This window comes from Prosthecobacter algae (assembly GCF_039542385.1).
In the GTDB taxonomy this organism is placed as follows: domain Bacteria; phylum Verrucomicrobiota; class Verrucomicrobiia; order Verrucomicrobiales; family Verrucomicrobiaceae; genus Prosthecobacter; species Prosthecobacter algae.
In genome coordinates this window covers 738,604-762,860 of record NZ_BAABIA010000001.1, presented here as the reverse complement: position 1 = coordinate 762,860, position 24,257 = coordinate 738,604, and the positions used below count along the sequence as shown (strand labels likewise).

19 protein-coding genes are annotated in these 24,257 nt (G+C 58.2%); 11 read left to right on the top strand and 8 right to left on the bottom strand.

Translation table 11 applies throughout. The features are described 5' to 3' along the window. Positions 1 to 75: 75 nt before the first annotated feature. From ABEB25_RS03090 to ABEB25_RS03075, 4 genes are all read left to right on the top strand, one after another. Positions 76 to 1,716, top strand: coding sequence for a fumarate hydratase (locus tag ABEB25_RS03090; protein ID WP_345734917.1), 1,641 nt, complete (start codon positions 76 to 78; stop codon positions 1,714 to 1,716). Positions 1,717 to 1,755: 39 nt separating this feature from the next. Beyond that, complete coding sequence (locus ABEB25_RS03085) at positions 1,756 to 3,093, top strand: hypothetical protein (RefSeq protein WP_345734916.1); 1,338 nt, start codon at positions 1,756 to 1,758, stop codon at positions 3,091 to 3,093. A gap of 161 nt (positions 3,094 to 3,254) precedes the next feature. Beyond that, entirely contained in the window at positions 3,255 to 4,688 is a 1,434-nt protein-coding gene (locus ABEB25_RS03080) for a DNA-3-methyladenine glycosylase 2 family protein (RefSeq protein ID WP_345734915.1), read from the top strand. Then, positions 4,685 to 5,194, top strand: a complete 510-nt coding sequence (locus tag ABEB25_RS03075; protein WP_345734914.1) for a methylated-DNA--[protein]-cysteine S-methyltransferase — start codon at positions 4,685 to 4,687, stop codon at positions 5,192 to 5,194. The genes ABEB25_RS03080 and ABEB25_RS03075 overlap by 4 nt, the downstream gene beginning before the upstream one ends. On the opposite strand, the gene ABEB25_RS03070 is transcribed toward ABEB25_RS03075, so the two are convergent. Then, positions 5,181 to 7,055: a monovalent cation:proton antiporter-2 (CPA2) family protein gene (locus ABEB25_RS03070; RefSeq protein ID WP_345734913.1), complete on the bottom strand. Its 1,875-nt coding sequence runs from the start codon at positions 7,053 to 7,055 to the stop codon at positions 5,181 to 5,183. The genes ABEB25_RS03075 and ABEB25_RS03070 overlap by 14 nt on opposite strands. 322 nt (positions 7,056 to 7,377) lie before the next feature. Between ABEB25_RS03070 and ABEB25_RS03065 the strand changes: the two genes are divergently transcribed. From ABEB25_RS03065 to ABEB25_RS03055, 3 genes are all read left to right on the top strand, one after another. Next, a complete protein-coding gene (locus ABEB25_RS03065) occupies positions 7,378 to 8,337 on the top strand; it encodes a class I SAM-dependent methyltransferase (protein ID WP_345734912.1) in 960 nt (319 codons plus the stop codon). Between the two features lie 314 nt (positions 8,338 to 8,651). Further along, positions 8,652 to 9,974, top strand: a complete 1,323-nt coding sequence (locus ABEB25_RS03060; protein ID WP_345734911.1) for a sensor histidine kinase — start codon at positions 8,652 to 8,654, stop codon at positions 9,972 to 9,974. Beyond that, entirely contained in the window at positions 9,971 to 11,224 is a 1,254-nt protein-coding gene (locus ABEB25_RS03055; protein WP_345734910.1) for a hybrid sensor histidine kinase/response regulator, read from the top strand. Before ABEB25_RS03060 ends, ABEB25_RS03055 begins: the two co-directional genes overlap by 4 nt. 66 nt (positions 11,225 to 11,290) lie before the next feature. Here the strand turns inward: ABEB25_RS03055 and ABEB25_RS03050 are convergent, their stop codons facing one another. From ABEB25_RS03050 to ABEB25_RS03040, 3 genes are read right to left on the bottom strand one after another with little or no spacing between them, the layout of a single operon-like run. Next, entirely contained in the window at positions 11,291 to 11,872 is a 582-nt protein-coding gene (locus ABEB25_RS03050; protein ID WP_345734909.1) for a DUF1802 family protein, read from the bottom strand. A 26-nt stretch (positions 11,873 to 11,898) separates the two neighbouring features. Continuing rightward, on the bottom strand, positions 11,899 to 12,246 hold the full coding sequence (locus tag ABEB25_RS03045) for a rhodanese-like domain-containing protein (RefSeq protein WP_345734908.1): 348 nt from the start codon (positions 12,244 to 12,246) through the stop codon (positions 11,899 to 11,901). 23 nt (positions 12,247 to 12,269) lie between these two features. Further along, positions 12,270 to 12,896, bottom strand: coding sequence for a L,D-transpeptidase (locus ABEB25_RS03040; RefSeq protein WP_345734907.1), 627 nt, complete (start codon positions 12,894 to 12,896; stop codon positions 12,270 to 12,272). Positions 12,897 to 13,032: 136 nt separating this feature from the next. On the opposite strand from ABEB25_RS03040, the gene ABEB25_RS03035 reads away from it, so the two are divergent. Continuing rightward, positions 13,033 to 14,019, top strand: a complete 987-nt coding sequence (locus tag ABEB25_RS03035; protein ID WP_345734906.1) for a metallophosphoesterase — start codon at positions 13,033 to 13,035, stop codon at positions 14,017 to 14,019. A 96-nt stretch (positions 14,020 to 14,115) separates the two neighbouring features. Here the strand turns inward: ABEB25_RS03035 and ABEB25_RS03030 are convergent, their stop codons facing one another. The 3 genes from ABEB25_RS03030 to ABEB25_RS03020 all read right to left on the bottom strand — a co-directional run bounded on the left by ABEB25_RS03030 (position 14,116) and on the right by ABEB25_RS03020 (position 20,351). After that, positions 14,116 to 18,348: a DUF7453 family protein gene (locus ABEB25_RS03030; RefSeq protein WP_345734905.1), complete on the bottom strand. Its 4,233-nt coding sequence runs from the start codon at positions 18,346 to 18,348 to the stop codon at positions 14,116 to 14,118. A 697-nt stretch (positions 18,349 to 19,045) separates the two neighbouring features. Further along, the gene (locus ABEB25_RS03025) at positions 19,046 to 19,894 is read right to left on the bottom strand and encodes an SCO family protein (protein WP_345734904.1); all 849 of its coding nucleotides are present in this window, start codon (positions 19,892 to 19,894) and stop codon (positions 19,046 to 19,048) included. A 1-nt stretch (position 19,895) separates the two neighbouring features. Next, on the bottom strand, positions 19,896 to 20,351 hold the full coding sequence (locus ABEB25_RS03020) for a thioredoxin family protein (protein ID WP_345734903.1): 456 nt from the start codon (positions 20,349 to 20,351) through the stop codon (positions 19,896 to 19,898). A 59-nt stretch (positions 20,352 to 20,410) separates the two neighbouring features. On the opposite strand from ABEB25_RS03020, the gene ABEB25_RS03015 reads away from it, so the two are divergent. After that, a complete protein-coding gene (locus ABEB25_RS03015; RefSeq protein WP_345734902.1) occupies positions 20,411 to 21,586 on the top strand; it encodes a hypothetical protein in 1,176 nt (391 codons plus the stop codon). A 43-nt stretch (positions 21,587 to 21,629) separates the two neighbouring features. Here the strand turns inward: ABEB25_RS03015 and ABEB25_RS03010 are convergent, their stop codons facing one another. Next, the gene (locus ABEB25_RS03010) at positions 21,630 to 21,881 is read right to left on the bottom strand and encodes a hypothetical protein (protein ID WP_345734901.1); all 252 of its coding nucleotides are present in this window, start codon (positions 21,879 to 21,881) and stop codon (positions 21,630 to 21,632) included. A 152-nt stretch (positions 21,882 to 22,033) separates the two neighbouring features. Between ABEB25_RS03010 and argB the strand changes: the two genes are divergently transcribed. After that, positions 22,034 to 22,885: an acetylglutamate kinase gene (argB, locus tag ABEB25_RS03005; RefSeq protein ID WP_345734900.1), complete on the top strand. Its 852-nt coding sequence runs from the start codon at positions 22,034 to 22,036 to the stop codon at positions 22,883 to 22,885. 69 nt (positions 22,886 to 22,954) lie between these two features. Next, a complete protein-coding gene (locus tag ABEB25_RS03000) occupies positions 22,955 to 24,256 on the top strand; it encodes an aspartate aminotransferase family protein (RefSeq protein ID WP_345734899.1) in 1,302 nt (433 codons plus the stop codon). The last annotated feature ends 1 nt before the right edge of the window (position 24,257 follow it).

Genomic DNA, 24,257 nt, shown 5'->3' with positions numbered 1-24,257 from the left:
GTGGCGCGCGGGCGGAATCGGCGTGGATTCCCCGTTGCCCACGCGCGTATGCTTTTCAAAGTAGCGCCCCACCCCATGCCAACGCCCCCATTTCACTATCAGGAACTCTTTGAACTCGGTCAGGACGATACGGAATACCGGCTGCTGACCCAGGACCATATCAGCGTCCAGACCTTCGCGGGCAAAGAAGTCCTCTGCGTGGATCCGCAGGCTCTGACGCTGCTAGCCAACCAGGCGTTTCATGACATCAATTTCTTCCTCCGGCCCAAGCACCTAAAGCAGGTGGCGGCCATCCTGGATGATCCAGAAGCCAGCGAGAACGACCGCATGGTGGCGCTGACGCTGCTGAAAAATGCCGATGTCTCTTCCGCTGGCCTGCTGCCTTTCTGCCAGGACACCGGCACCGCCATCATCATGGGCAAAAAAGGCCAGCAGGTGTGGACGGGAAGCAGCGATGAGGCGGCTCTTTCCAAGGGTGTGTATGAGGCCTACACAGAGAACAACCTGCGCTACTCCCAGAATGCAGCGCTGGACATGTTCAATGAGAAGAACACCGGCACCAACCTGCCTGCCCAGTTCGATCTCTATGCCACCGATGGCGAGGCGTACAAATTCCTGTTCATCTCCAAAGGCGGCGGCTCCGCGAACAAGTCCTTCCTTTACCAGGAAACCCGCGCCGTGCTGAATCCCAAAAGCATCGTCAAGTTCCTCACCGACAAAATGCTGTCTCTGGGCACCGCCGCCTGCCCGCCCTATCACCTCAGCTTTGTTATCGGCGGGACCTCGGCCGAGGCCACGATGAAGCATGTGAAGCTGGCCTCCACCAAGTATTACGACAACCTGCCCACCACCGGCAATGAGCATGGCCGCGCCTTCCGCGATCTGGAACTGGAAGCCCAGATGCTGGAGGCTGCACGCACTTGCGGCATCGGTGCCCAGTTTGGTGGGAAATACTTCGCGCTCGATGTGCGTGTGATCCGCCTACCGCGCCACGGGGCCTCCCTGCCCATCGGCATCGGCGTCTCCTGCTCTGCCGACCGCCAGGCCAAAGGCAAGATCACCCGCGACGGTGTCTTCATCGAGAAGCTGGAGACCAACCCGCTGCAATACATTCCCGAAGAACTGCGCCATCGCAAAGACACCAACGCCGTCCGCATTGATCTCAACCAACCGATGGAAGCCATCCGTGCGGAGCTGAGCAAGCACCCTGTCACCACCCGCCTTTTGCTCAATGGCCCGATTGTCGTCGCCCGCGACATCGCCCATGCCAAGCTGAAGGAGCGCCTGGATGAGGGAGGTGAACTGCCCGATTATTTCAAGGCCCATCCGGTGTATTACGCAGGCCCGGCCAAGACCCCTGCGGGCATGCCCAGCGGCAGTTTTGGCCCCACCACCGCCGGTCGTATGGACAGCTATGTGGATCTCTTCCAAAGTCACGGCGGCAGCATGATCATGATCGCCAAGGGCAACCGTGGCCACCAGGTCACGGACGCCTGTAAAAAACACGGCGGTTTCTACCTCGGCAGCATCGGTGGTCCGGCAGCTATCCTAGCCAAGGAAAACATCAAAAAAGTCGAGGTCGTCGAATTCGCCGAACTCGGCATGGAGGCCATCTGGAAAATTGAAGTCCAGGACTTCCCCGCCTTCATCCTAGTGGATGACAAAGGTGAGGATTTCTTCCAGAGCGTCGGCACCGGCTGCTCCGTGAAACATTGATGAGGTTGCATTCTAGGATTCGGCCTTCATTTTCAAAGAATGAAGGCCAATCCTGATGTAAAGATTACGCCCGCCACCGTGGCGGATGCGACGGACCTGCCGCAACCTGACAAGGTACTGGGAGTGTCTGAATGTCAGATCGGCATTGCGGATCTGGGCCAAACTCCGGTGGTGGGAACGGCAGGTATGTCCACCTGCACCGCCGCTGTGCTGGTGGACAAATCATCTCCTCCAGGTAAAGCGCTCATCATGCATGTCACCGAACCGGGGGACATGCAGAACGCCAACCCAGCCATTGGCAAATTTCTCGGCGTTCCGAATGCAGAAAAGATGGCGCCGGCCGACCTTCAAAAGGCCATTCAAGACAATCTGGCCTCGCGCTCGCCTGGCAGCTTGCAGTTGGTGACGGTGGCAGGCGATGAGGGCCAGGCGAGATTGAACGGAAATAAAGACAAAAACACTCCCGGCCAGATCTTTGATCATTTAGCCAGCCTGGATTCCAAGGATGCGATCACACACGTGGGCCACGCCGAAGGCCGCGACTTCATGTATGACACCCAGAATGACCGGCTCTACACCAATACGGCAGGGGTGCGGCACGAAGGGCAGACGACCAGCTTTGATGCCGCCGACTATGACTGGGGCCCCTACAGTCTGCCTGTGGTCGCCTCAGGTCCCGCTGCCAACATAGGTCTGGGAGGCGGCCCCTCCTCGCTCAACCGGGCGGCGAGAAATGATAATACCCCCGACGTACTGTTTCTGGTACAGGACAACACCGATCCAGGCTTTGAGGCAACCCAGCGGGAGACCGCTGCCCAAACGCTGGCAAACCGAGCGGTGGACCGCGCTTTTGCCAATAATCCATCCATCTCTGACGAACGAAAAAAAGAGGTGGCGAAAATGATGGCCGACACACTGAAAAATGCGCCCGAATTCAAGGACAATCGCGGACTGCAAAACGAGGTCACCCGCTCCCTCTACGCAGATGCTGCGGCCAAGACCACCCATCCAAAAGTGACCAGCGATGTCAAAAAAAACCTGGCCGAACAATCGCTCCTCAACAAGCTGGAGGAGCTGGCCAAGAACTCTGTCGCCGATGGTGATTCGAAAATCGGCCAACGCCCCGGAACACTCCGTCAAATGTTTGACCGCAAACACACCGATGCTGTAAAACAGGCCAATGACGGCTTCAAAAACGAGGTGCAGAACCTGGTCAAGACTCACCCAGTGGAACAGGAGCCCCTAGCACTGGCCAACAAACGCGATGCTCAAGCCTTGCAACAGAGCCAGGCTCCGAAACCCAAGGTGGGTGACAATTACCAGCGCAATTCAAACAGCAACGCCCTGGGACACTCCCAGTCCATCCCTGTGAAGTGATCATCCATCGGATGCATGGAAACAGTAATTACGAGCGTTTCCACTCATGACAACCTAACTATAAAAGCAGTACCTTTCACGCATCCAACATTCTCAAGAGAGTCTACTGCCATGTCCGAAAACGGCGAGCGTGACGGTAAACTTTGCGGCATGATCGGTGCATGACACTCACGGACGACACCTGCTACACAGCCCTCCAGGCACGCGATGCGCGCTTTGACGGCGTGTTTTTTACTGGAGTGAAATCCACGGGGATTTATTGCCGCCCGGTGTGCCCGGCGCGGACACCAGCGGCAAAGTCCTGCGCATTTTACCCCACGGCGAGTGCGGCGGAGGCGGCGGGGTTTCGCCCCTGCCTCCGCTGCCGCCCGGAACTGGCCCCCGGGTGTCGCGGCACCTCGCTCGCAGAAGCTGTTTTGACTCGGCTGCAGGAACGCGCGGTGGAAGGCACACGACTGGGAGATCTGGAGGCAGATCTTGGCCTGAGCTCCCGCCAAGTACAGCGGATTCTGGGCAGCGAGTTTGGGGTGACCCCGGTGCAGGTCATCCAAACACAACGCCTGCTGCTGGCCAAGCAACTGCTCCAGGAGACAGGCCAACCCGTGAGTGAAATTGCCCTGGCGTCCGGCTTCCGCAGCCTACGCAATTTTAATGCGCTGTTTCAGGAGCGCTACCAGCTAGCCCCGAGTGCCTGCCGTCGCAAAGGCAGTCCCGTGAGTGAAGGCCTGCGTCTGCGACTAGCCTATCGTGCCCCGCTGGCCTGGACTGCGCTGATGGACTATTTCCGCAGCCGTCTGGTACCGGGTGTGGAGGAAATCTGCGGGGTGGAATATCGCCGCACAGTGACTTTGGGCAAAGCCACCGGCTGGCTGCGAGTCTGGCCGCATGAGAAGGAGGCTGTGCTCCTGGTGGAAGTCTCCCCCTCCCTGATGCGGCACCTGGGGGCCGTGCAAAACCGTGTGCGTCGTATGTTCGATCTTGATGCCCGGCCCGATGCGATTGGCAGCGTACTGGGAGCAGATCCGTTGTTGGCAGCGGTTATCACACAATTCCCGGGCCTCCGCGTGGGAGGTGCCTGGGACACCTTCGAACTGGCGGTGCGGGCCGTGCTGGGACAGCAGATCACAGTTGCGGCGGCGACTACCCTTTCAGGCAGGCTCGCAGCCCGGATCGGCAATGAGATGGAGACACCCTTTCCCCAGCTTCACCGCCATGCCATCACCGCCGAGGCTATGCAGGCCCTGACGGTGGAGGACCTGTGCCATATGGGCCTAGTAAGAGCACGGGCGGAGACGCTGAAGCACCTGGCCCAGTTTGCCCTGGAGGGTGGACTGGAGTTCCCACCCGGTCTGGATCACGAAAGCGCTGTAGCCAAGCTCGTCGAGCTGCCAGGCATCGGCCCCTGGACGGCCCACTACATCGCCATGCGCGCCCTGCGTTTCCCGGATGCCTTTCCCGCTGCGGATCTGGGGCTGCGCAAAGCCATCGGCGAAGGCATCTTAATCCCCACCAAACAGGCCGAGCTCCGCTCGCTGGACTGGCGGCCTTGGCGCGCTTATGCAGCCGCGGCCCTTTGGAAAAGTCTCACCCCATGAAACCGACTCTCTATTACACCCAGACCTCCTCCCCCATCGGCGGGATCACTCTCGTCGCCTCAGAGGCGGGTCTGTGCGGCCTTTATCTGGAAGGCCAGCGCCACTGGCCACGCGATACCGACACGTGGGTACGGGATGATGAAGGTGCCCGCTTTGATGCCGTCCTGATGGCCCTCGCCCGCTACTTCATGGGCAAAGACCTGCGCTTTTCCCTGCCGCTGGATCTGGTGACCGGCACCGACTTCCAACAAAAAGTGTGGCAAGCGCTGCAGGAGATCCCCGCAGGCCAAACCTGGACCTATGGACAACTGGCGCGTCATGTGGAGTCCCCCGCTGCCGTCCGGGCCGTAGGTGCTGCCGTGGGGCGGAATCCACTGTCCATCATCATTCCTTGCCATCGGGTGATCGGGCAGGACGGCAGCCTAACGGGTTATGCGGGCGGGCTGGACCGCAAACGCTGGCTGCTGGCCCATGAGGGGGCGGAACTGGCGATCAACGCTCCTTAGGCGGCCCGGCGATGTCCCAGGCATCTTCGGCATCCAGGTGCTGGCGTTTGAGGTCCTGGCGAAACACAGACTCCAGGTTTTCCAAATGCTGGCGGGCCATGGAGATGTAAGTTGCCTGGTCGCCCCCGTAGTGTTTGGCCAGTTCGCGCACGCTTTCTTCATCGTAGCAGCGGAAGAGTTCCACTGCACGCACGGCCCGGTGGGCGCGGTAGCCCAGCGCTCGTAGAATATCCACGCTGAGGTCCAAGGAACTGCCCAACAGATCGCGACGATAGTCGGTGATACCGCGTTTGATCAGTTCATAGGCATGGTTGCGGCTGGTGGCGCGGGCCAGGATGCGCAGGTGGGGGAACTCATGACGCACGAGGTCCACGATCTCCAGGGACTTCGCCTCATCATCCACCGCACAAACAAAGAGCTTGGCCTTCTCTGCTCCGGCGGCCGCCAGGAGATCGGCCCGGGAGGCATCGCCATAAAAAGATTTCAGGCCAAAGCGGCCCAGCATTTCCACCTGATCCGGGTCATTGTCCAAAACGGTGACCCCAAAACCATTCGACTGGAGCAATCGGCCGATGATGTGGCCAAAACGGCCGAAGCCCGCGAGGATGACCGGGTGGTCATGGCTTTCCACCACATCGTGCTCGCGCTTGGGAGTCGTCGAGGCAAAGCGCGGCTGGATGAGACGATCATTGGCAATGAGCATCAGCGGAGTCAGCGCCATGCTGATGGCCACCGCTGCATTCAGCGGACCTGCCAGCTCCGGTCCCACCAGCCCCAGACCTCCCGCAGTCCCCAACAAGACAAAACAGAACTCGCCCCCCTGCGCCAAAGCACAGGAGAAGATGAAGGAGGCGCCCCAGCCAAGCTGGAACACACCCCCTAGGGCCAGCAGCACGAAAAACTTCACCGCGATGAGCCCGAAAACGAGCAGCGCAATCATCCCGGGCTGGGCCACCACCAGGCCGAGATTTAGCCCGGCCCCCACAGCCATGAAGAACAGCCCCAGAAGTAGCCCTTTGAAGGGCTCCACATCCGCCTCCAACTGATGACGGTACTCACTTTCCGCCAAAACCACCCCAGCGATGAAGGTGCCCAGAGCGGCTGAGAGTCCCACCAGTTGCATCAGCCAGGCCACGCCCGCCACCACCAGCAGGGCGACGATGGTGAACATTTCGCGCAGCTTGGAGGCGGCAACGTAACGGAACACGTAGCGCAGGAAGTAATGCGCCACGACGACGACTGCCACCACCGCCCCGATGGTGCACAGGGTCTGCGCCCACTGGGGTAGATGTGCCAGCGCAGACTCATGCCCGTGGCTGTGATCCCCGGCATTTGAGCCACCATGGACCTTCGCCAGCCAAGGCAGCGCCGCGAGAATGGGGATGACGGCAATGTCCTGAAATAGCAGCACCGAAAAGCAGGCCTGGCCACCCCGGGTATTCAGCAGCTTCCTCTCCGCCAACGACTGGATGACAATGGCCGTCGAGGACATGGTCAATATCAGACCGACGGTTACCGCCACAGGCCAGGCCTGCCCACACAAAGCGGCCACACCCGCCACCACCGCTGCCGTGGCCAGCACCTGGGCACTTCCTGTGCCTAAAATAGGCCCCCGCAACCGCCACAGTAGACTGGGTCGCAGTTCCAGTCCCACGACAAAAAGCATCATGACCACCCCGAATTCGGCGAAGTGCTGCACATCCTCCACCTCGCCCACAAGGCCTAGCAAAGAAGGGCCGATGACAATCCCTGCCAGTAGATACCCCAGGACGGAACCCAGCCCCAGCCGCTTGGCGATGGGCACCGCCACGACAGCCGCGATGAGATAGACAACCGCCTGAAAAAGAAATTCGGGAGACATAGAGCAGGAAGCACCTGGAACTTAACAGCAAAAAAGGGTCCGAAAAGCCAGGCTATGACATAACCAACCATCAAAAAGGCTGCTCTTCCACGGCGCTTTTGGAGAATCCAAGGTGATAAGCGGCTCAAATTTGCACGACCTATGCATTTTTGGATTCGAAATTACTCCACCTTTCGGATTCACCAGAATGAAACTGAATTTTCAGAAACAAAGTTGCCCAAACGACACATTTCGCATTTTGCCTGACCTAACATCTCGGTTATTTTAACAAAACGGATCCACTTATTACCAAGTGGCCCCGATATTTTAAAATAATCCCGAGATGCCACCGCCCTACTCCATTCTCACCGCCGAGTCTCCGGTGCTTCATCGGCGCGATTCGCATCTGCTAAACTCCTTCGACGACCTGCTGCACGATTTTTTGAGCAAAGGCGGGCCGCAGCCTCAGGAGTATAGCGTGCTGAACCGGGCCGTGCGTCATTTGGGCGACTCGGTGCGCGGGGGCAGCGTGAGCCAGGAAGAAGTGTCCGAATACATCCGCGAGATCACCCGCATCCATCTACCAGGGACGATGCAGGCAGAGGCCCTGGAACGAAAGTATGGCTACAGCGGCGATTTCGAAATCATTGACCATATTTACACCCGCCGCACTCACACCGATGCCAGCCTGCGGCTATGGGATCTTTATTTCCACAGTCAGGCCGCCCCGGTAGCAGTGAGAAACCGCAAAGCCTACTTTCAGGATCTCATGGAGACCCACTTGGCGGCTCACTCAGGGCGTGGACCCCTGGCCGTGCTGAATGTCGCCAGTGGTCCAGCGCGAGATGTGCGAGAGTTTTTCCTCAACCACCCGGAGGCTGCCGTGCACATGGACTGTGTGGACATGGATGCCCATGCGATCGCGTACGCCCAAAATCTGTGCTCTCCCTGGGAGTCCCAGCTTCACTTTCACCATCGCAATGTGCTGCGCTTCGTCCCCACCCGAGGCTACGATCTCACCTGGTCGGCAGGACTCTTTGATTACCTCAGCGACCGTCTGTTTGTGCATGTGCTGAAGGCCATGATGGCCGTAACGAAGCCCGGCGGCGAGGTCGTGGTAGGGAATTTTTCCGACTTCAATCCGAGCCGCGACTACATGGAGTTGCTGGGTCACTGGCAGCTCATTCACCGCAGCCGAGAAACCCTTACCGCCTTGGCAGCCCGCGCGGGAGCCTCTCCGGACCAAGTCCAGATTCATTGGGAACCTGAAGGCGTGAATTATTTCTTACATATTCGTCGCTAGCTTTATAGGCGCCTAACAGATCTTCGTTAGCTCCAGGATCAGCTTGTCTTGCAGGGGTATGATTGAGCTTTAAGAGTTTTAAAGAGGTCTAAAAGAAAGAGTTGCCACGTTTTCTCAATTCAGTATAATTTACAAAAATTATACAAATTGTGACTGCTCTAACCCAAAGTTCGCCAAACACGGCTCCGCTGCATTTCCCCGCAGCAGCGAGACAGGTGGTGGTGACGCCTAGAGTATCACCACCTCTGGACCCAGAAATCCTGGCTGCAGCAGAAAAGTCTGCTCGTTTTGAAGGAGAGCTCCAGGACTTGAACATGCGAAACGCCCGGCTCGGCGCGTGGTTTGTCATGGTGCTCGTGCCTTTTTGCGCCGTGCTGGATTGGCTGGCCTACCCCTCTCATTTTTGGGAGTTTGTGTTGCTGCGCATCCTCTGTTCAGCAATGTGCATTCCGCTGCTGCTGGCGTTGGACCGTCCCTGGGCAGCCCATTATCACCGCGTTTATCCCGTGATCCTGCCCTTGCTGCCAGCCATGGCCATCTGCCTGATGATCTATTTTTCGGGTGATGGCGGTTCCAGTTACTATGCGGGGCTGATGCTCTGCCTGGTGGGCACCTCCTTTGTCTTCCACTGGACCTTCCGCGAGATCGGCATCACGGTGGCACTGGTGCTGCTGTTTTATTTTGCCGCCACCATACCTAATCTCAAGTATGACGGGAACCTGAGCTCCATCGGCCTGTTCATCAACAACACGCTCTTCATCCTGCTGACCTGCGTGATTCTCTACTGCGGCAGCCGCCAGCATCACGCCATCCGTCTGCGTGAATTTGTGAACCGTTGCAAGGTAGAGGCGCAGCGGGAAGAACTGACCCGCCGCAATGAGGAGCTTTCAGCCACGTTGCAGCGCCTGCGCGAAACCGAGGCCCAGTTGAACCAGAGCGAGAAGCTGGCCTCAATCGGACGGCTCAGCGCCGGCATCGTGCATGAGATCAACAACCCTCTCAACTTCGTCAAGTCAGCCCTTTTTGTCCTGAAAAAGAAGACCCGCAACCTGCCGCCCGAGACGGTGGAGTCTATGGGCCAGATCTTAACGGATATCGGTGAAGGTGTGGACCGCGTGGCCTCGATTGTTTCAGATCTGCGCACCTTTGCCCATCCAGAAAACAAAGGCTCTTCCCCCATCAATCTGCAGCAGGCCGTGGCCAAGGCCAACCGGCTGATGGCCAAGCAGATCGGCGATGCACAGGCGGTGATGCACTGCGATGTTCCAACCGACCTGACTGCGCTGGGCGATGAAAATCACATCATCCAGATCCTGATCAACCTGATCCAAAATAGTCTGGACGCCATTCAAGCACATCCTACCCCCGAGCTTTCCATCCACACCACCCGCGAAGGCGAGGACCTGCTGCTGCACGTGAGGGACAATGGCAGCGGCATACCCGAAGATCACCTCCAGCGTATTTTCGATCCCTTTTTCACCACCAAGGAAGTCGGCCAGGGCATGGGCCTGGGGCTGAGCCTCTGCTACCGGATGATGCAGGGCATGAACGGCTCCATCACGGCCACCAGCGAGCTCGGTAGCCACACTGAATTTACACTCCGTTTTAAACCCGCCGCTGCCCCCGCTGCCGCATGAATTCGCCCGCCCTAGCTCCATATCACGTACTCTACGTGGATGATGAGGAAAAAGCCCTCCACTACTTCAGACAGATGTTTGAAGACGAGTTCGTCATTCACACCGCGAACAACGCGGCTGAAGGCTTCCGCATCCTGGAGTCCTACGGCACCCAGATAGGCTTGCTGCTGACGGACCAGAGAATGCCCGGCGAAAGCGGGGTGGAACTGATGGACCGCGCCCGGCGGTTGCACCCCAATCTGGTCCGCATTTTAGTCACCGCCTTTACCGACTACCAGACCGCTGTAAAAGCGGTGAATGAGGGCCGTGCCTACCGCTACCTGCACAAGCCTCTGGATCCAGAACAACTGGCCACCGTGCTGCGCCAGGGAATGGAATATTATCACACCCTGCAAGAGCGGGAGGGCCTGCTGACCCAGAATGCCGAGCACATCCGCACGACCCTGATGGCGGACCGAGTGGCTGGCATGGGCATCATGGCTGAGGGGCTGAACCACCACCTGCGCAATGCACTCACCGTGGTGCGGGCCTTCATTGACCTAGCCCCGATGAAGCTGATGGAGGAAATCGACGCTCGGCCTCCACGCGACCCGAATTTCTGGGTGGAGACCCAACACCAGGCTCAGGCCCAGATCGAGCGCATCCAGACCCTGCTGAATCATCTGGCCCATGCATCCCATGCAAGAAAGCTCAGCCGCAATGACACCGTGCATCTGCCGATGCTTCTGGAAAACATTTTAGGCACTTACCTGGGCCATTTTCAGGAGAAAAACATCCGAGTTGAGTTCGATATCTCCCCTGCCCTGCCACCACTGCTGGTGCATGAGGAGCGCTTCCGCCAGCTCTGGCGGCTGCTGTTTATCGAAGAGATCACCCACCTGCATCCGGGCGACCGGGTCGTCGTGCGGGCACGCATGGAAAAAGACGCCACCGGCCAGGAGCAGGCGGTGATGATCCTAACCGACAATGGTGGCTGGGGTGCCCAGGACCGTGCGGCGAACCTCTTTGACCCCTTCTTTACCCGCAGCCGCAAGCCGGATGACTTTGGGGTGAACATGATGGCCTGTTATGTGACCCTGCACCTGCATGGGGGCAGCATCGAAGCAAAACGACTGGAGCCGCAGGGGCTAGAGCTCACCATGCGATTGCCACTGGATCCCACCCAAAGCACTCAGGAGGCCGACGATTTTTTTCTGCGCGCCACCCAGCATGAGCAGCGGTGGCAGAAACGCGAAGAACTGGCAGCCTAACAAAGAACGTCAAAGCAGGAGCCGGTGAAAGGACTCTTGCTTCGTTCACTTCGGTGCTTCGTGCTATTATTCGCCCAGGACGGCACGCAGCTTGGCGGCTGATTCTTCCCACGCCGCATCAGACATGGCAGGCAGCGACCGGGCAGCGAGTTCAAGCCCTTCTGCCGGGAGGTTCACCCAGGAACGGCAGCCGCCGTAGCTTTTCGAATAAGGGAAGGACCAACGCTCCGGCAGCTTGTACGCACGCACCAGGGCGACGTGGAGGCAGCTTTCATCGTCATACACGAAGCGTTCTTTGACGATCTCTTCCTTCCAAATGTGCAGGGGGGCGATGGCTTCCATCTGGGCCCAGTCGGTGACTTTCCACACCTGCTCCAGCGTGGCAAAACCATCGACATCCACACTGGTGCGATCCTCTTCTGGAGGAAAGGAGGTGGCTCCTTCGGGCGACCAAGTGAGCCGCTCTGACTGAGTGTGAAACCAGGTGGGAAAAAGGAAAAACTGGCGATGCTTCCACTCAAAGCCGCCACGCCCTTCATGGATGCCGCCTTTGCGCAGGATGAGGGATTGCACGCCCTGGACGAGGGAATCGCAGACGTAGGCCCATTCTTTGAAGCCGACGGAGACAGAAGGGAGTTCAGGTTTCAAATCCAGACAAAGAAAAGGTTTCAGGATCAATAACGGGCCATTTCAGGCTGCACCAGATCAGCCCAGGCATCGATGCCACCGCGCATGGACTGCGCCTGCGGGAATCCACGCTGCCGCAGCCACCCGGCGGCACGCTGACTGCGCATGCCATGGTGGCAATAAATGATGATGTGCTCCGCCGTATCCGAGAAACGCTGAGGGGCCAGCTCCCCGAATTGGGAAAGCGGCACCAGTTCTGCGCCTTCGATGCGGCAGATCTGCCACTCGTCCTCTTCACGGCAGTCCACCAGGCGGGGCCGGGGGCTGTCTGGGCGGTTCAGCAGGTAGCTGGTATCATCCACACTGACTTCGAGCGGCAGTTCTGCAGGAGGCATGGCAGTAAAATCGGCAGTTCGGCTCAGGGGCGCACGGTCACCGGGGTGCCCTGGGTGACATTGTTATAAAAGATGGCCGCCATGTGGGGAGGCATGCGCACACAGCCGTGGGAGGCTGGATAGCCAGGAAGGAAGCCTTCATGCATGCCGATGCCGCCGACAAAACGCATGAAATGGTGCATCTTGGAGCCTTCGAAACGGGTGCCTGGAGGTGCCTTGTCCTTGGTCACGTCCACGTTGGCCACCACGACATTGCCAGCACCATCCACAAAGTCGCCATAGAGGTTGGACTTATGCCACTGGTCCTTTTGAGTGATTTTGAAACGACCCTGTGTGGTGGCATGCTTCTCATCCCCGGTGGAAAGGGCCGAGACGCCCGCCAAGGAACTTCCCTTGTAGAAATAAGCCTTTTGGTCACTGAGATCGATCACAATGCTGGGCGCGCCCGTCATGCCATCACCATCCCAATAGGAGTCCATGTCCTGATTGTAGAGGGCTGAATGAGGGACCGAAGTCGGGGCAAAGGCCTCCAGATACTGAGTCTGTCCCTGCGGGCCGGTGGGGGACACGCAGGAGGCCAGCAGAAGGGCCAGAGAACCGAGTGTGAGCGAACGGAGAGCAGCGAGGGTCATCGGAAAAGGACGGGGCAAAAAAACGTTGTGGGACAAGAGGCCAAATTGCCCCACGGGGCGGGGCCTGTCCAATGCTTCCTCAGAAGGAGGGAGGGTGAAATCCGGGTGATATGTCGTGCAAAACACGCACGTTCATGTTCCCTGCATGGATCCCATGAACCGCCGCCGCGCCCTCAAAACCCTTTTCTGCTCCAGTGCCGCCCTGTCCCTGAACCTGCGCACGCAGGCCCAGGCGGAAGTGGCGCAGGAGGCCCTGCATCTGCTGGCCATCGGTGACTTTGGCACAGGCGGCCAGGACCAGAAGAACGTGGCCCAGGCCATGCAAGCTTTTGTGGGCAAGGAAAAGATCAAGCCCGCTGGGCTGTGGTTCATCGGCGACAATGTCTATGGCCCCACCGAGGGAGGCTTCACCGTGGAGGCCAAACGCTGGAAGGAAGAGATCGAGGACATGTACCCGGCCAGCCTTTTCCCAGGCCCACAGTGGGCAGTCCTGGGCAATCATGATTACCACGACAATCCCGACGGCGAACAGGTACAACTGGCCTATGCCAAGAAGCCGGGCGTGCGCTGGCACATGCCGGAGAAGTGGTACCGCGTGGACCTGGGCGGCGCGAAACCCTTGGTCACCTTCCTGGCCCTCGACACGAATTTCCCGAAAATCAGTGGCGGTAAAAACAAGAAGACGGGTGCGCCCAAGACACACATGAGCTCTGACGAAGAAGCCCGGCAATTGGAGTGGCTGAAGTCGGAACTGGCCAAGCCACGCGCCCCTTTTACTGTGGTCGTCGGCCACCACCCGCTGTACTCGAATGGCAGCCACAAAGATACCCAGCCGCTCATCGAACAATGGGGGGACCTATTTCAGGAGCACAAAGTGCACGCCTACCTTTGCGGCCACGACCATGACCTGCAGCACTTGGAATTGGAGGGCAAGTTCACCTCCTTTGTTCTGTCCGGCGGCGGTGGTGCCCGCATCCGCAAGCTGACCAATGAGACCCGCAAGATGCCTTATGGAAAGGACATCAACGGCTTCACCCATCTGCAAATTCAGCCGGATGCCCTCACCATCTCCCATCGGGGCCTGGATGGCGGCGTGCTGCACCGCTTCACCAAGAGGCTGGATGGCACCGTGGTGATGTAAGCGACACAGGACTGCTCTGGTTCCCTTTTCGAGAATCCGGCCCAGCCACAAAAAAGGCGCGACCTGCGAAGGCCGCGCCTTTTTCATGTAAAGCAATTACGGGATGAGCACCTGGCTGGTGCTGCCATCGCCAAAGGTGACATAAAGTACCATGCGGCCAGCGGCATCCATGACGGGCTGTTCCCAGCGACGATCGGTCTGGCCAGAACCAGGAAGGTCAATCTTCGTCACCACCTTGGCACCTTCAGTGGTCACCACTGTGGCCCCCTTGCGGAAGACCAGGCTCAGAGCCCCCCCGTTCGGGGCGCTTCTCCACAGACCTTGGTTGTTGGAGGTGACTGCATCCCCACCGGCAAGGTTACCAATGATGGCATACTGGTTGTTGCCACCCACGACCGGCAGGTCAAATCCACTGAAGGTCGCCCCCGTGGTGCCAGGCGCGGCATCCCCGACGCGCAGGGTCATTTGCATGGTACCGGACAGATCGGCGAAGATGGCGTTCACATCCGTTGGGGCCGCGCTATTGCCGTCGCCATTGACATCCAGCCAGGCTCTCCAAGCCCCGCGATTGTTGTTATTCAGCCAGCCGCCCCAAGGGTTGCCGACGAGGCTGCCAACGGGAAGATTGGACACGACTGAGGCCCCATCGCCACGGCGGAGGATGCAGGTGAAGCTGGCGGGGTTCGAAGCCGTACCGCGCCAGATGCCGTCGTTGCGCATGTTGGCCGCATTGTCCCCATCCCGGTTCAGAGTGGCACGGAAGGCCACGACGCCGTTATTGCCAGAAGCCGGGCGCTGGAGTCGTGCAAAGGTCGCACCACCGGTGCCAGGAGCCGTTTCACCGGCGTAGAAGACCTTGGATACGGCACCGCCTGCAGGCTGGTACCAGATGCCTTCCTTGCTGTTAGTGGTGGTGAGCGCAGAGTAAATGAAGTTGCCCTGGGCATCCATGCGGCCTGGATCCGTGTAACTGCCAGCCACGTTGGCATACACCGCGGCAGTGCCGGGAGCCGTCGCACTCTCCTGTGCCACCACACTGATGGTGGTGGTCGCTCCGCTGACCTGGGCGCGAAGGGCGGCGGTCTTGGTGCTGGCCCCTTTGAAGGTGACGGAAACAATGGCGTGGCCGCTATTCACCCCGGTGCTGGCCGTGGCATAGATGCCAGAAGCAAAGCTACCGATCAAGACACCCGGCATGCCGGGGACAGCATCCCCCTCACGCAGAAGAAGGCGCAAGCCGCCACCGCCGACCTCGCTCCACAGCCCTGTGTCGTTGGCCGTGGTAACCCCGCCCGAACCCACCGTCATAGTGGCAAGGAAGCTGACCAGACCAGATTCGCTGATCCAAGGCACTTCAGGCAGGGTGGCAAAGGTGGCGCCTGCCACATCAGGCACGGTGGTACCCGTGCGCGCCAGCAAAAACAGATTGCCGCCACTGGTTTTCCAAAGGCCGGAGTTGCTGGTGGCAGGCACTCCCTGGAGGAAGCCTGGGAAAGCGAGGGCACCCGTTTCGGCAAGGAAGCCGCCGCGCCGCAGCACGCCAAACTGACCGATGTTCGAAGTGCCATCCGCGCCAGGGGCTAGACCCGCCGTGACAACATCTCCAAGGGTGGAAGGAATTGGCAAAGGTGCCTGCCCGTTGCCTGTGATGGTGAAGGTGTAGGGCGACTCATCCGCGTCATCACTCAAAAGGGTCACCGTAGCGGTCTTCTGACCGACGGATGCAGGATCAAAGGTGATGCTGAAGGTCGTAGTTCCGGACGTGGCCGCCACAGGAGTGACGGGCTGGGTGGTGACTGCAAAGTCTGACGTAGCGCCACTGAGAGTGACATAGTTGGGGGCCGTGCCAGTCAAATTAAGAGCCGAGGTGCCTGTGTTGGCGATGGTGAAGGTGCGCACCACGGAGCTTCCAGCAACACCCGCATTGCCGAAATCCGTGTGATTGGCCACTGCTGCCGTGACACTGCCATCGACAATCGCATTGCCATTGCCGGTGATGGCGATTTCTGAACTGGCAGGGCTGCCAGTCAACACATTGAAGAACACATCCGCATTGTCGAAATGACGGCCTGAAGATGAGGAGGTGCCGCAGGATTCACATGCATAATTTCCGACCATGATGTCTCCCGCATCGCCCTTATCAATGATGGCGGCGCGCAGGTGATGAGTGCCGATCGGCGAACCCGAAGGAAGCGTGAAGGTGAAATTCAAATCCGAGTGTGTGTTCACTGAAAACTGGCCCGGAGACAGGTTAAAGCTCTGCAAGGTATTCCAGGTGGAACCATTGAAGTGGAATACCTTCAGATGAATCCCGGACGTTGTGGTGTAAGAACCTGAATTGGAAGGATACCAGCGCACCGAGACACTGAGAGTTGTCGGTGTGACGTAGGTGACGTTGACATAGTCAATGTGATCATCACCCTCGGAGGCTGTGGCGGCAGCGCCATCGGCCACCAGGATGGTTGTGCCGGAGCGTGTGCCTCCAAAGACTTCCAACTCTGAATCGGCCCCACCACCTGTGATGGCGAAGGTGTAGGGATTTTCATCGGAATCATTGTTCGCGATGCTGACGGTCGCATTTTTGAAGCCGATGCTGCTGGGGTCAAAAGTGACAACAAAGGTGGTGCTGCCGCTGGCAGCCACCGTGCTGGCGGGCTGAGTGGTAACGCTGAAGTCTGCTGCATTGGCCCCGCTGAGCGTGACGTAATTTGGGGCCGCGCCAGTCAGGTTCAAGGTGCCTGCGCCAGTATTGGCAATCGTGAAAGTCCTAGAGATGGAACCGCTGGAAACCGCCATATTACCAAAGCTTGTGTGGTCCGTGGTGGCGGGCACCATGTCACCGCTGTCAATGATGACACCATTGCCGCGAAGGACGATTTCAGGAGAGGCGGCGGCGACGTTGATGGTCACCGTGATCTCTCGATTCAGAACTGGGGTGCCATTATCCTGAGTCAGGAATTTGACGGTGGTGGCACCAACCTGGCCCGAGGTAGGCGTCCAGGAAAAAGTGCTGCTGACCCCTGCTGACGCAAGGCCCGAAACCGTGGTGAAGGTGGCACCGGAGGGAATCCCTGCATTGGCCGAAAGAGTGAGAGTCTGAGCCAAGTCCACATCCGAACCAGAAACCAAAAAGCTCACGTTTTGCCCGACGGTGACATTGTGAGTCAGCACCGCAGTTGTCACTGGCTGGTTGTTGCCAGCCCCCACGGTGATGGTGATGGCCTCATCATCCGAAAGGTTAGGCACACCATTATCCGTCGCGCGCAGAGTCACGCCTGTAAAAGTGCTATTGTTCTGGCCTGCGGTCGGTGTCCAGGCAAAGGCACCAGCGGAACTGAGTGTGGCTCCAGGAGGTCCATTGAACATCTGATAGGTGATGGCGTGGCCATCGGCATCACTCGCCGAGAGGTTGAACGTCAGAGTGCCGCCATTGGCCACCGATTTACTGCCGACGGCAGCGAGCACCGGAGGGTTGTTGCTGCCCGTAACCGTGAAAGTGACTTCCTCGGAATCAATGAGGGTCACGGAAGCGCTGTCATACACTTCAAAGTTGACCACATAAGTGCCTTCCTGGCCGGCTGTCGGTGTCCAAGCAAAGGAAGAAGATGCTCCGGTATTGGGTCCAGTAGCTTGTGGGAAAGTGGCTCCCGCCGGCAGAGCGGAGGAACGGACCGTCAAGGTCTGCCCAGCATCCGGGTCAGTTCCGCTCACCGTGAAATTCAGAGGGGTGCCAATGTTGACCGTTTTCGGACCAATGGAAGCTAGCACTGGAGGTAGGTTGACGTTGGCTGCAGTGGGATCTGCCGCGACCACAAGAACATCACGAATGGCGGTGCCGCCGGAGCCGTCCGTCACACGAATTTTGTAACCCCAACGTCCGAGAGCCATAGTGGCCGTATTGCTGCCAGGAATACCAACGGTACCTGAAGCACTGACGCTGATGCCCGGCATGAGGCTGGTGGGCGCGTAATCGGGGTAGGCATTGCCCACCAGATTCTGATAGGTCACGGGTGTGCCGTCCGGGTCCTGGCTGTTCAGGTTCTGAGTGTAGGGAAAACCGCGGCCAATAAGGTCAATGGTGGCTGGAATCATGGTCGGGCCCGCACTCGCCTGTCCTGGCGTGTAGGCAATCTTCAGTTCCAGCGACCAGGTGCTCTCGGGCACGTTGTTGATGCCACTCACCCAGTTATTGCTGCTCCACCAAGCGTAATAGAAGCCAGCAGCCTGGCCATTCAGATTGAAGGTAAAGGTGTCTTTGCGAATGGTGTAGGCCGCGCCGCCAAATTCTGTACCAGTCGAGAAAGGATTGACCGCTGTCGCCTGGGTCATCGACCCCAGGGAACTACCTGTTGCCCCTGTTCCTCTGTAGACTTGGAAAAATGGGGTATCCACGAAACTGCCCCATCCCGTGTAGACAGTCACCGTTACCAAACCACTCGCGTTGATGGTGTAGGAAGCAGCACCACCACGATAATGGGAAGCTTCGAGGTTTGACGGCAACAGCATAACTGTCGCCATTAGAAAAAGGACCCAAAATCGAACCCCAGCTTTGCCAATCAACTCAACGAGTGAATCGGTCTTCCTGTTCACGTCTGGTATTTGCATGTGAGCCATGCGGAATCATTGTGTAGGAAGAGCGGAAGATCAAATCCGTTTTAATGCGAATCAAAAATTATTCATTTTAATAAAGGCATATGAATTACATGTTACCAAGCAAGCACAGGACCCTAGTTTACAATCAAAACAGAATTAACCTTACTTCGTTGTTTTTGAACGATTTATGAATATATTTAGCATTTAGATTTCTTCAGCATCCGGTAAATCAGAGTTTTATATTACATTATTTTCTTATGTACTATATTTATTAAACTCAATGTTAACATTTATCCAACATTTCAAATTGCCCGATTGAAAATAATTACCTCTAAACAAAATCAAGCAAGATGCAACATTAGCTCTTCTCCCCGAAGCTTTGCAGCTACCCTTATTCCTACAAAGTCAGCCGTTGATTAAAAAACGCTCTTTATTAACGTTTTTCACGAATCACTATCGATTCGAAAAGGTCTTCGGAAGTCCAGCGATTGTCTGTGTAAAGACGCCGGACTTTGCCGTTTGGATCAATCACCAAAGTGCGTAAAGTGTGGTTGATGAGACCTCCGTCCTCCCAAAAATCAGCCCCACAGCGGGAGGCCAAGCTGCGAATGTCTGGAAGTGAACCGGTGAGGAATCTCCAGAGCTTTGGGTCTGCCTGGCAAGCCTTGGAGTAACTCTTCAGCACCTTGGGGGTGTCATTGAGAGGATCGATGGTGATGCAAAGAAGGGTAACCGCAGGCGCCCCCTCGTCTGTATGGGCTTTGAGGGCTTTTTGAAGGGCTCCCAATTTTGCCACCAGCAACGGACACATTTCAGGGGATGGGCAGCGGGTGAAGAAAAAACTGAGCACCACAGACCGCCCCGCAAGCGAGGAGACATCGAAATCCCGGCCATCCTGCTCCTTCATGGGGATACCAGCCAGGGAGAGGGTGGATCCCACCTTGATCTTGGCCACCTTCGTCTTGGTATCTGGCTGCTGGGGCTGGCCCCGACGCAGGACCTCGAACTTGCTGATGTGATCTTCCTTGGGAGTGACTTCGAGGCTGAAGCGAACTTCATCCCCTGGCCGGACTTCCTTGAACCAACGGTCTTCCTTGACCGTGAAAGGCATGACCATGGCATCCATGTAACCCGGGATGGCCTCATGTTTGATGATCATTTCCCGGCTCTCCGGATGCAGTTCCCGAATGGTGCCCAGGACTAGGTATTGGCGCTTCTCCTCCGCACCATGCAGTAGCAGGGAGAAGAAGAGAACGAGGGTAATGAAAAGGAATGGCCGCATCTCAGTTCCCCTGCCCTGTTTTCGTGGCCTGGGAGATCCAGCCGTTCAAGGTTTTAGTCATGGAATCAACGGTCGCTGAATGGAACTCCAGGCGACCAATCTCGCTGCCATCCGGCCGCAAAGAGATCAGGGTTGGAAAATGGGAAACCTGGAATTTTTCGGCGAGGGCGGTGTTGGCGCTTTGTTGTGTGGCCACCAGCTTCACGCGCTGTGGAAAGTCCACCATCATCAAAATGAAGGAGGTCTCGAGGATCTTTTCAATGGCCTGGTTTTCCAAAAGCTCCTTGTCCAAGGTGACGCTGCGAAGGCTCCAGTCGGAGCCGGTAAACAGCATCAAAACAGGCAGGTCACGAGCTACTGCCTTGGCCCTGGCGGCCTCCAGGGTGGGCTCAAACGGCAGCCTGCATGCGGACAAGGGTGCGGCGAGCAAACTCAGGGCCAGGGTTATTTTCAACATTGGCATTTTACACGAGATTGTGTGATGGATGGGTCTTGTCAATACGATTGACCCTGGGAATGCGCTATTTCGTCAATCTTTCCAACATTTGGTTAGTCGGCTGGCTGGCCCTGGCTTTCACTGCGGCTGCCGAGGGGCCCTCCGTGATGGTCTGCGGTGCCGATGTGGTGACGGTGGGGGATGCCTGGACGAAGATCTCACTGATGCAAAATGAGGCTGAGTCACTGGTGGCTGAACGGAAGACGGACGCCTTTGCCGCCAAAACGACAGCCATCCTGGTGCATCTGCGCTTCATGGAAAAAAACGCCATCATGGTGGTGGGCCGCCGTCAAAAGACCCTGCAACGCAGCCTCCGTTCGGCGGAAAGCCTCAGGGATGAGATGATGCGACTGGCCCATGAGGGAGAGGTCCGGAGTCTGGAGGAAAGATGGATGGAACTGAAGGATGTGCTGAAGCTGGCCGCAGCGCAGTTCCCGGACGAGGCCCTGATGTCCACGGAGCGGTTTGCCCATCTTTTGCCGCCAGTAAAACCCATCCTGCATATCCAGATGGAGCCGTTGACGGAACTGGAGCCCGGCCAGCCCCTGCGCCTGAAGTTTCAAATGGTGCACCTCAAGGACCTGCGCCCCGTGACGGAGGCAGACCTGCTTTTGACCCACGGGGCGCTGCTGCATGCGATCATTTGTGACCAATCGCTGACGGACTACCATCACGAACATCCCAAGCCCACCGGCAAGCCTGGCGAATGGGAACTGACCTTTGTCCCACGCTTCAATCAGCCCTACCGGCTGTGGATCAATGCGGTGCCGAAAGAAACCGGGCGGGAGGAATTTGCGATGAACCAGATCTCCCTTCCAGCCATTCCGGGTGCAGTGGCAGAGAATCAAATAGCCCTCACTGTAAAAACAGCGGGGCTGAGCGCGCAGATGAGCTGGATAACCGAGTCCCCGCCTCGAGCCAAAGCCATCAACCGGGCCAGCCTGAAAATCTCTGAGGCGGAGGGCCAAGTGGTAACGGATCTGGAGACTTACATGGAAGCGCAGGCACACATTGTAGGAATCCATGAAGACTTCCGCACGCTGCTGCACGTCCATCCGGAAGGTCCCCGTGATGATGAGGGGCCGGAGATCCGGTTCAGCTTTAACCCGCCCCAGACTGGATTTTACAAGCTGTTCGTCCAGATCAAAAGGCTGGGCACCATCCAGACGTTCCCGTTCAGCATCCGGGTGGAGTGACACGAAGTTGGGCGTGTGATTCGGTGCGGCGCACCCTTGCGGGTCACTTCGCTTTGGGGCTGATTTTGACCGCTTCCACCTTTTCCACCGGCGGCGGCAAATCCACGGTCGAAGGGGCATTTACCAGGGAGATGAGAATGCTGCCGACCACATAGATGAGCCCGGCTCCCAGTCCAGAACCGATGGCGATGAGACGACGCTGCAAGGTGTTCTCCCGCGAAATGAGGGTGTAAACACGCATGCACAGCAGGCCCCAGAGTACGCAAAGCAAAAGGAGGCCAAGGGTGAAGAGCATGGGGCCAATGAACCAGATCCTGAGAGGGCTGACGAGCGAAAAAGGAGTCGAGGCGGCTCAGGCAACATGGCGGATTTTTTTCAGAAATTTCCCGTTGAAGTGCTTGACGCTGCGCCTGGGTGCCTATCCTTCCCACCTTTCCCCCTTTGCCAATGAACGAGACCCAGATCCAGAAAGCCGATGTCCTCCTCGAAGCCCTTCCATACATGCAGGGTTTCCGAGGCTGCACCTTTCTGATCAAGGTGGGCGGCAGCGCGATGGAAGACCCGGCGGTGGTGGACACCTTCCTGAAGGACGTGGTCTTTCTGGAAGCCGTGGGCATTAACCCGGTGATCGTGCATGGCGGCGGCAAGGCCATCTCCAAGGCGATGAAGGACAGCGGTCTGGAGGCCAAGTTCATCAATGGCATGCGCGTGACCGATGAGGAGACGATCAAAATCGTGGAGCAGACTCTGGCCCGCGTGATCAACCCGGAAATCGTCAACAAAATCAACGCCTTTGGTGGCAAGGCCGTGGGCGTGCCTGGCACTGAGGTTTTCACGGGCGACAAAATGAAGGGCGATCTCGGCTGGGTGGGCGAAGTGAACGACTGCAGGCTCGGCCTCATCCAGGCGGCCGTGGCCGGCGAGTTTGTCCCCGTCGTCTCCCCCGTGGCCCGCGAGCTGGCCAGCGGCAAGACCCTCAATGTCAACGCCGACCTCGCCGCCTGTGCGCTGGCCACCCGGCTGAAGGCTACCAAACTGATTTTCCTGAGCGATGTGCGAGGTGTCATGCGTGATCCCAAGGACGACAGCACCCTGATCCCGAGCCTGGACCCGGCGGGGATCGAAAGCCTGAAGAAAGAAGGCATTATCAGCGGAGGAATGATCCCGAAAGTGGATTCCTCCCTGGAATCCCTCCGAGGTGGCGTGGGCAAGGTGCACCTCATCGATGGGCGCATCCCCCACGCACTCATTTTGGAGATCTTCACGGACGTGGGGATCGGCACTGAGATCCACCTTTGATCTTCCCAGGGAAGACACAGGCAGATGACACGACAGTACGAACGTAAGCAATTTTTTAGGATCAAGAAGATGGACAGAATCAATGACTTTGAACCCGCGTGGCTGGACCAGTATGTGATGCCCAACTACGGGCGCTTCCCCCTCTGGCCGGAGCGCGGCGAAGGGCCGTACCTGTGGGACAACGAAGGCAAAAAGTATGTGGACTTCGCCAGCGGTGTCGCTTCATGCCCCCTGGGCCATGCGAATCCAGAGGTGGCGGATGCCATCGCGGCGCAGGCACACAAGCTGATGCACGTTTCCAACTGGTATTGCAGCAAAGGCCAGGCCCAGCTCGCCCGCGTGCTGGTGGAGGAGATAGTCAAGGTGCCCGGCAAGTGCTTCTTCAGCAACAGCGGGGCTGAGGCGAACGAAGGCATGATCAAGCTGGCGCGCAAATACGGCGTCACCAAACCGCTGGCCGATGGCAGCCCGCGTTATGAAATCATCACCTTCACGGGCAGCTTCCATGGCCGGACTTTTGGGGCCATGAGCGCGACAGCCCAGGAAAAAATCCATGGTGGCTTTGGCCCCATCGTGCCCGGTTTTGTTTATGCACCGTTCAACGATTCGGAAGCGCTGAAAAAGGCCGTTACGGAAAAGACCGTGGCCATCTTCTTTGAGCCCATGCAGGGCGAAAGCGGCGTGAACCCGGCAACGCCCGAGTTTCTGCGCACCGTGCAGGCGCTCTGCAAACAGCATGACCTGCTGATGCTGCTGGATGAGGTGCAATGCGGCCTGGGCCGGACCGGTGACTCCTGCGGCTGGCGCTCCATCATTCCTGGTGATGAGATCCAGCCGGACTCCATCAGTTGGGCCAAGTCCATCGGCAGCGGCTATCCTCTCGGCTCCTTCTGGATCCGCGACCGCGCGCTGGCAGAAGGCGATGAGAGGAAGCTCTGCGACCTCCTGGGCCCTGGCACCCACGGCACGACCTTTGGTGGCAGCCCCTTGGCCTGTGCCGCCGGGCTGGCCACGCTGAATGTGATTCTGCGCGACAACCTGACGGAACACGCCGCCGTGCTGGGCAAAAAAATCGCTGGAGAAGTGGCCTCCTGGAAACAGCCTCTCATCGCCGACATCCGCGCCTTTGGCATGATGATCGGCTTTGAGCTGGATGAAGCCGCACTGACCACCAAGGAAGCGGTGAAGGCCTCGGGCAAGATCCCCTCCATCTATGTGGCCAAGGCCATGCTGGATGCTGGCCTGCTCGTCGTCCCTGCCGGGCCGAAGGTCGTCCGCTGGCTGCCGCCGATGAACATCACTGAAGCCCAGGCCGCTGAGGCACTGGCCATCTTCAAGACCACTCTCGCAGAACTGGCCGTGCTTGGCTAAT

What these genes read in the sequence shown, in the direction of transcription:
- ABEB25_RS03090 (WP_345734917.1), top strand. Translation starts at nt 76, where the DNA reads ATGCCAACGCCCCCATTTCACTATCAGGAACTCTTTGAACTCGGTCAG.
- ABEB25_RS03085 (WP_345734916.1), top strand. Translation starts at nt 1,756, where the DNA reads ATGAAGGCCAATCCTGATGTAAAGATTACGCCCGCCACCGTGGCGGAT.
- ABEB25_RS03080 (WP_345734915.1), top strand. Translation starts at nt 3,255, where the DNA reads ATGACACTCACGGACGACACCTGCTACACAGCCCTCCAGGCACGCGAT.
- ABEB25_RS03075 (WP_345734914.1), top strand. Translation starts at nt 4,685, where the DNA reads ATGAAACCGACTCTCTATTACACCCAGACCTCCTCCCCCATCGGCGGG.
- ABEB25_RS03070 (WP_345734913.1), bottom strand. Translation starts at nt 7,055, where the DNA reads ATGTCTCCCGAATTTCTTTTTCAGGCGGTTGTCTATCTCATCGCGGCT.
- ABEB25_RS03065 (WP_345734912.1), top strand. Translation starts at nt 7,378, where the DNA reads ATGCCACCGCCCTACTCCATTCTCACCGCCGAGTCTCCGGTGCTTCAT.
- ABEB25_RS03060 (WP_345734911.1), top strand. Translation starts at nt 8,652, where the DNA reads ATGCGAAACGCCCGGCTCGGCGCGTGGTTTGTCATGGTGCTCGTGCCT.
- ABEB25_RS03055 (WP_345734910.1), top strand. Translation starts at nt 9,971, where the DNA reads ATGAATTCGCCCGCCCTAGCTCCATATCACGTACTCTACGTGGATGAT.
- ABEB25_RS03045 (WP_345734908.1), bottom strand. Translation starts at nt 12,246, where the DNA reads ATGCCTCCTGCAGAACTGCCGCTCGAAGTCAGTGTGGATGATACCAGC.
- ABEB25_RS03035 (WP_345734906.1), top strand. Translation starts at nt 13,033, where the DNA reads ATGAACCGCCGCCGCGCCCTCAAAACCCTTTTCTGCTCCAGTGCCGCC.
- ABEB25_RS03030 (WP_345734905.1), bottom strand. Translation starts at nt 18,348, where the DNA reads ATGACCCAGGCGACAGCGGTCAATCCTTTCTCGACTGGTACAGAATTT.
- ABEB25_RS03025 (WP_345734904.1), bottom strand. Translation starts at nt 19,894, where the DNA reads ATGCGGCCATTCCTTTTCATTACCCTCGTTCTCTTCTTCTCCCTGCTA.
- ABEB25_RS03020 (WP_345734903.1), bottom strand. Translation starts at nt 20,351, where the DNA reads ATGTTGAAAATAACCCTGGCCCTGAGTTTGCTCGCCGCACCCTTGTCC.
- ABEB25_RS03015 (WP_345734902.1), top strand. Translation starts at nt 20,411, where the DNA reads ATGCGCTATTTCGTCAATCTTTCCAACATTTGGTTAGTCGGCTGGCTG.
- ABEB25_RS03010 (WP_345734901.1), bottom strand. Translation starts at nt 21,881, where the DNA reads ATGCTCTTCACCCTTGGCCTCCTTTTGCTTTGCGTACTCTGGGGCCTG.
- argB (WP_345734900.1), top strand. Translation starts at nt 22,034, where the DNA reads ATGAACGAGACCCAGATCCAGAAAGCCGATGTCCTCCTCGAAGCCCTT.
- ABEB25_RS03000 (WP_345734899.1), top strand. Translation starts at nt 22,955, where the DNA reads ATGGACAGAATCAATGACTTTGAACCCGCGTGGCTGGACCAGTATGTG.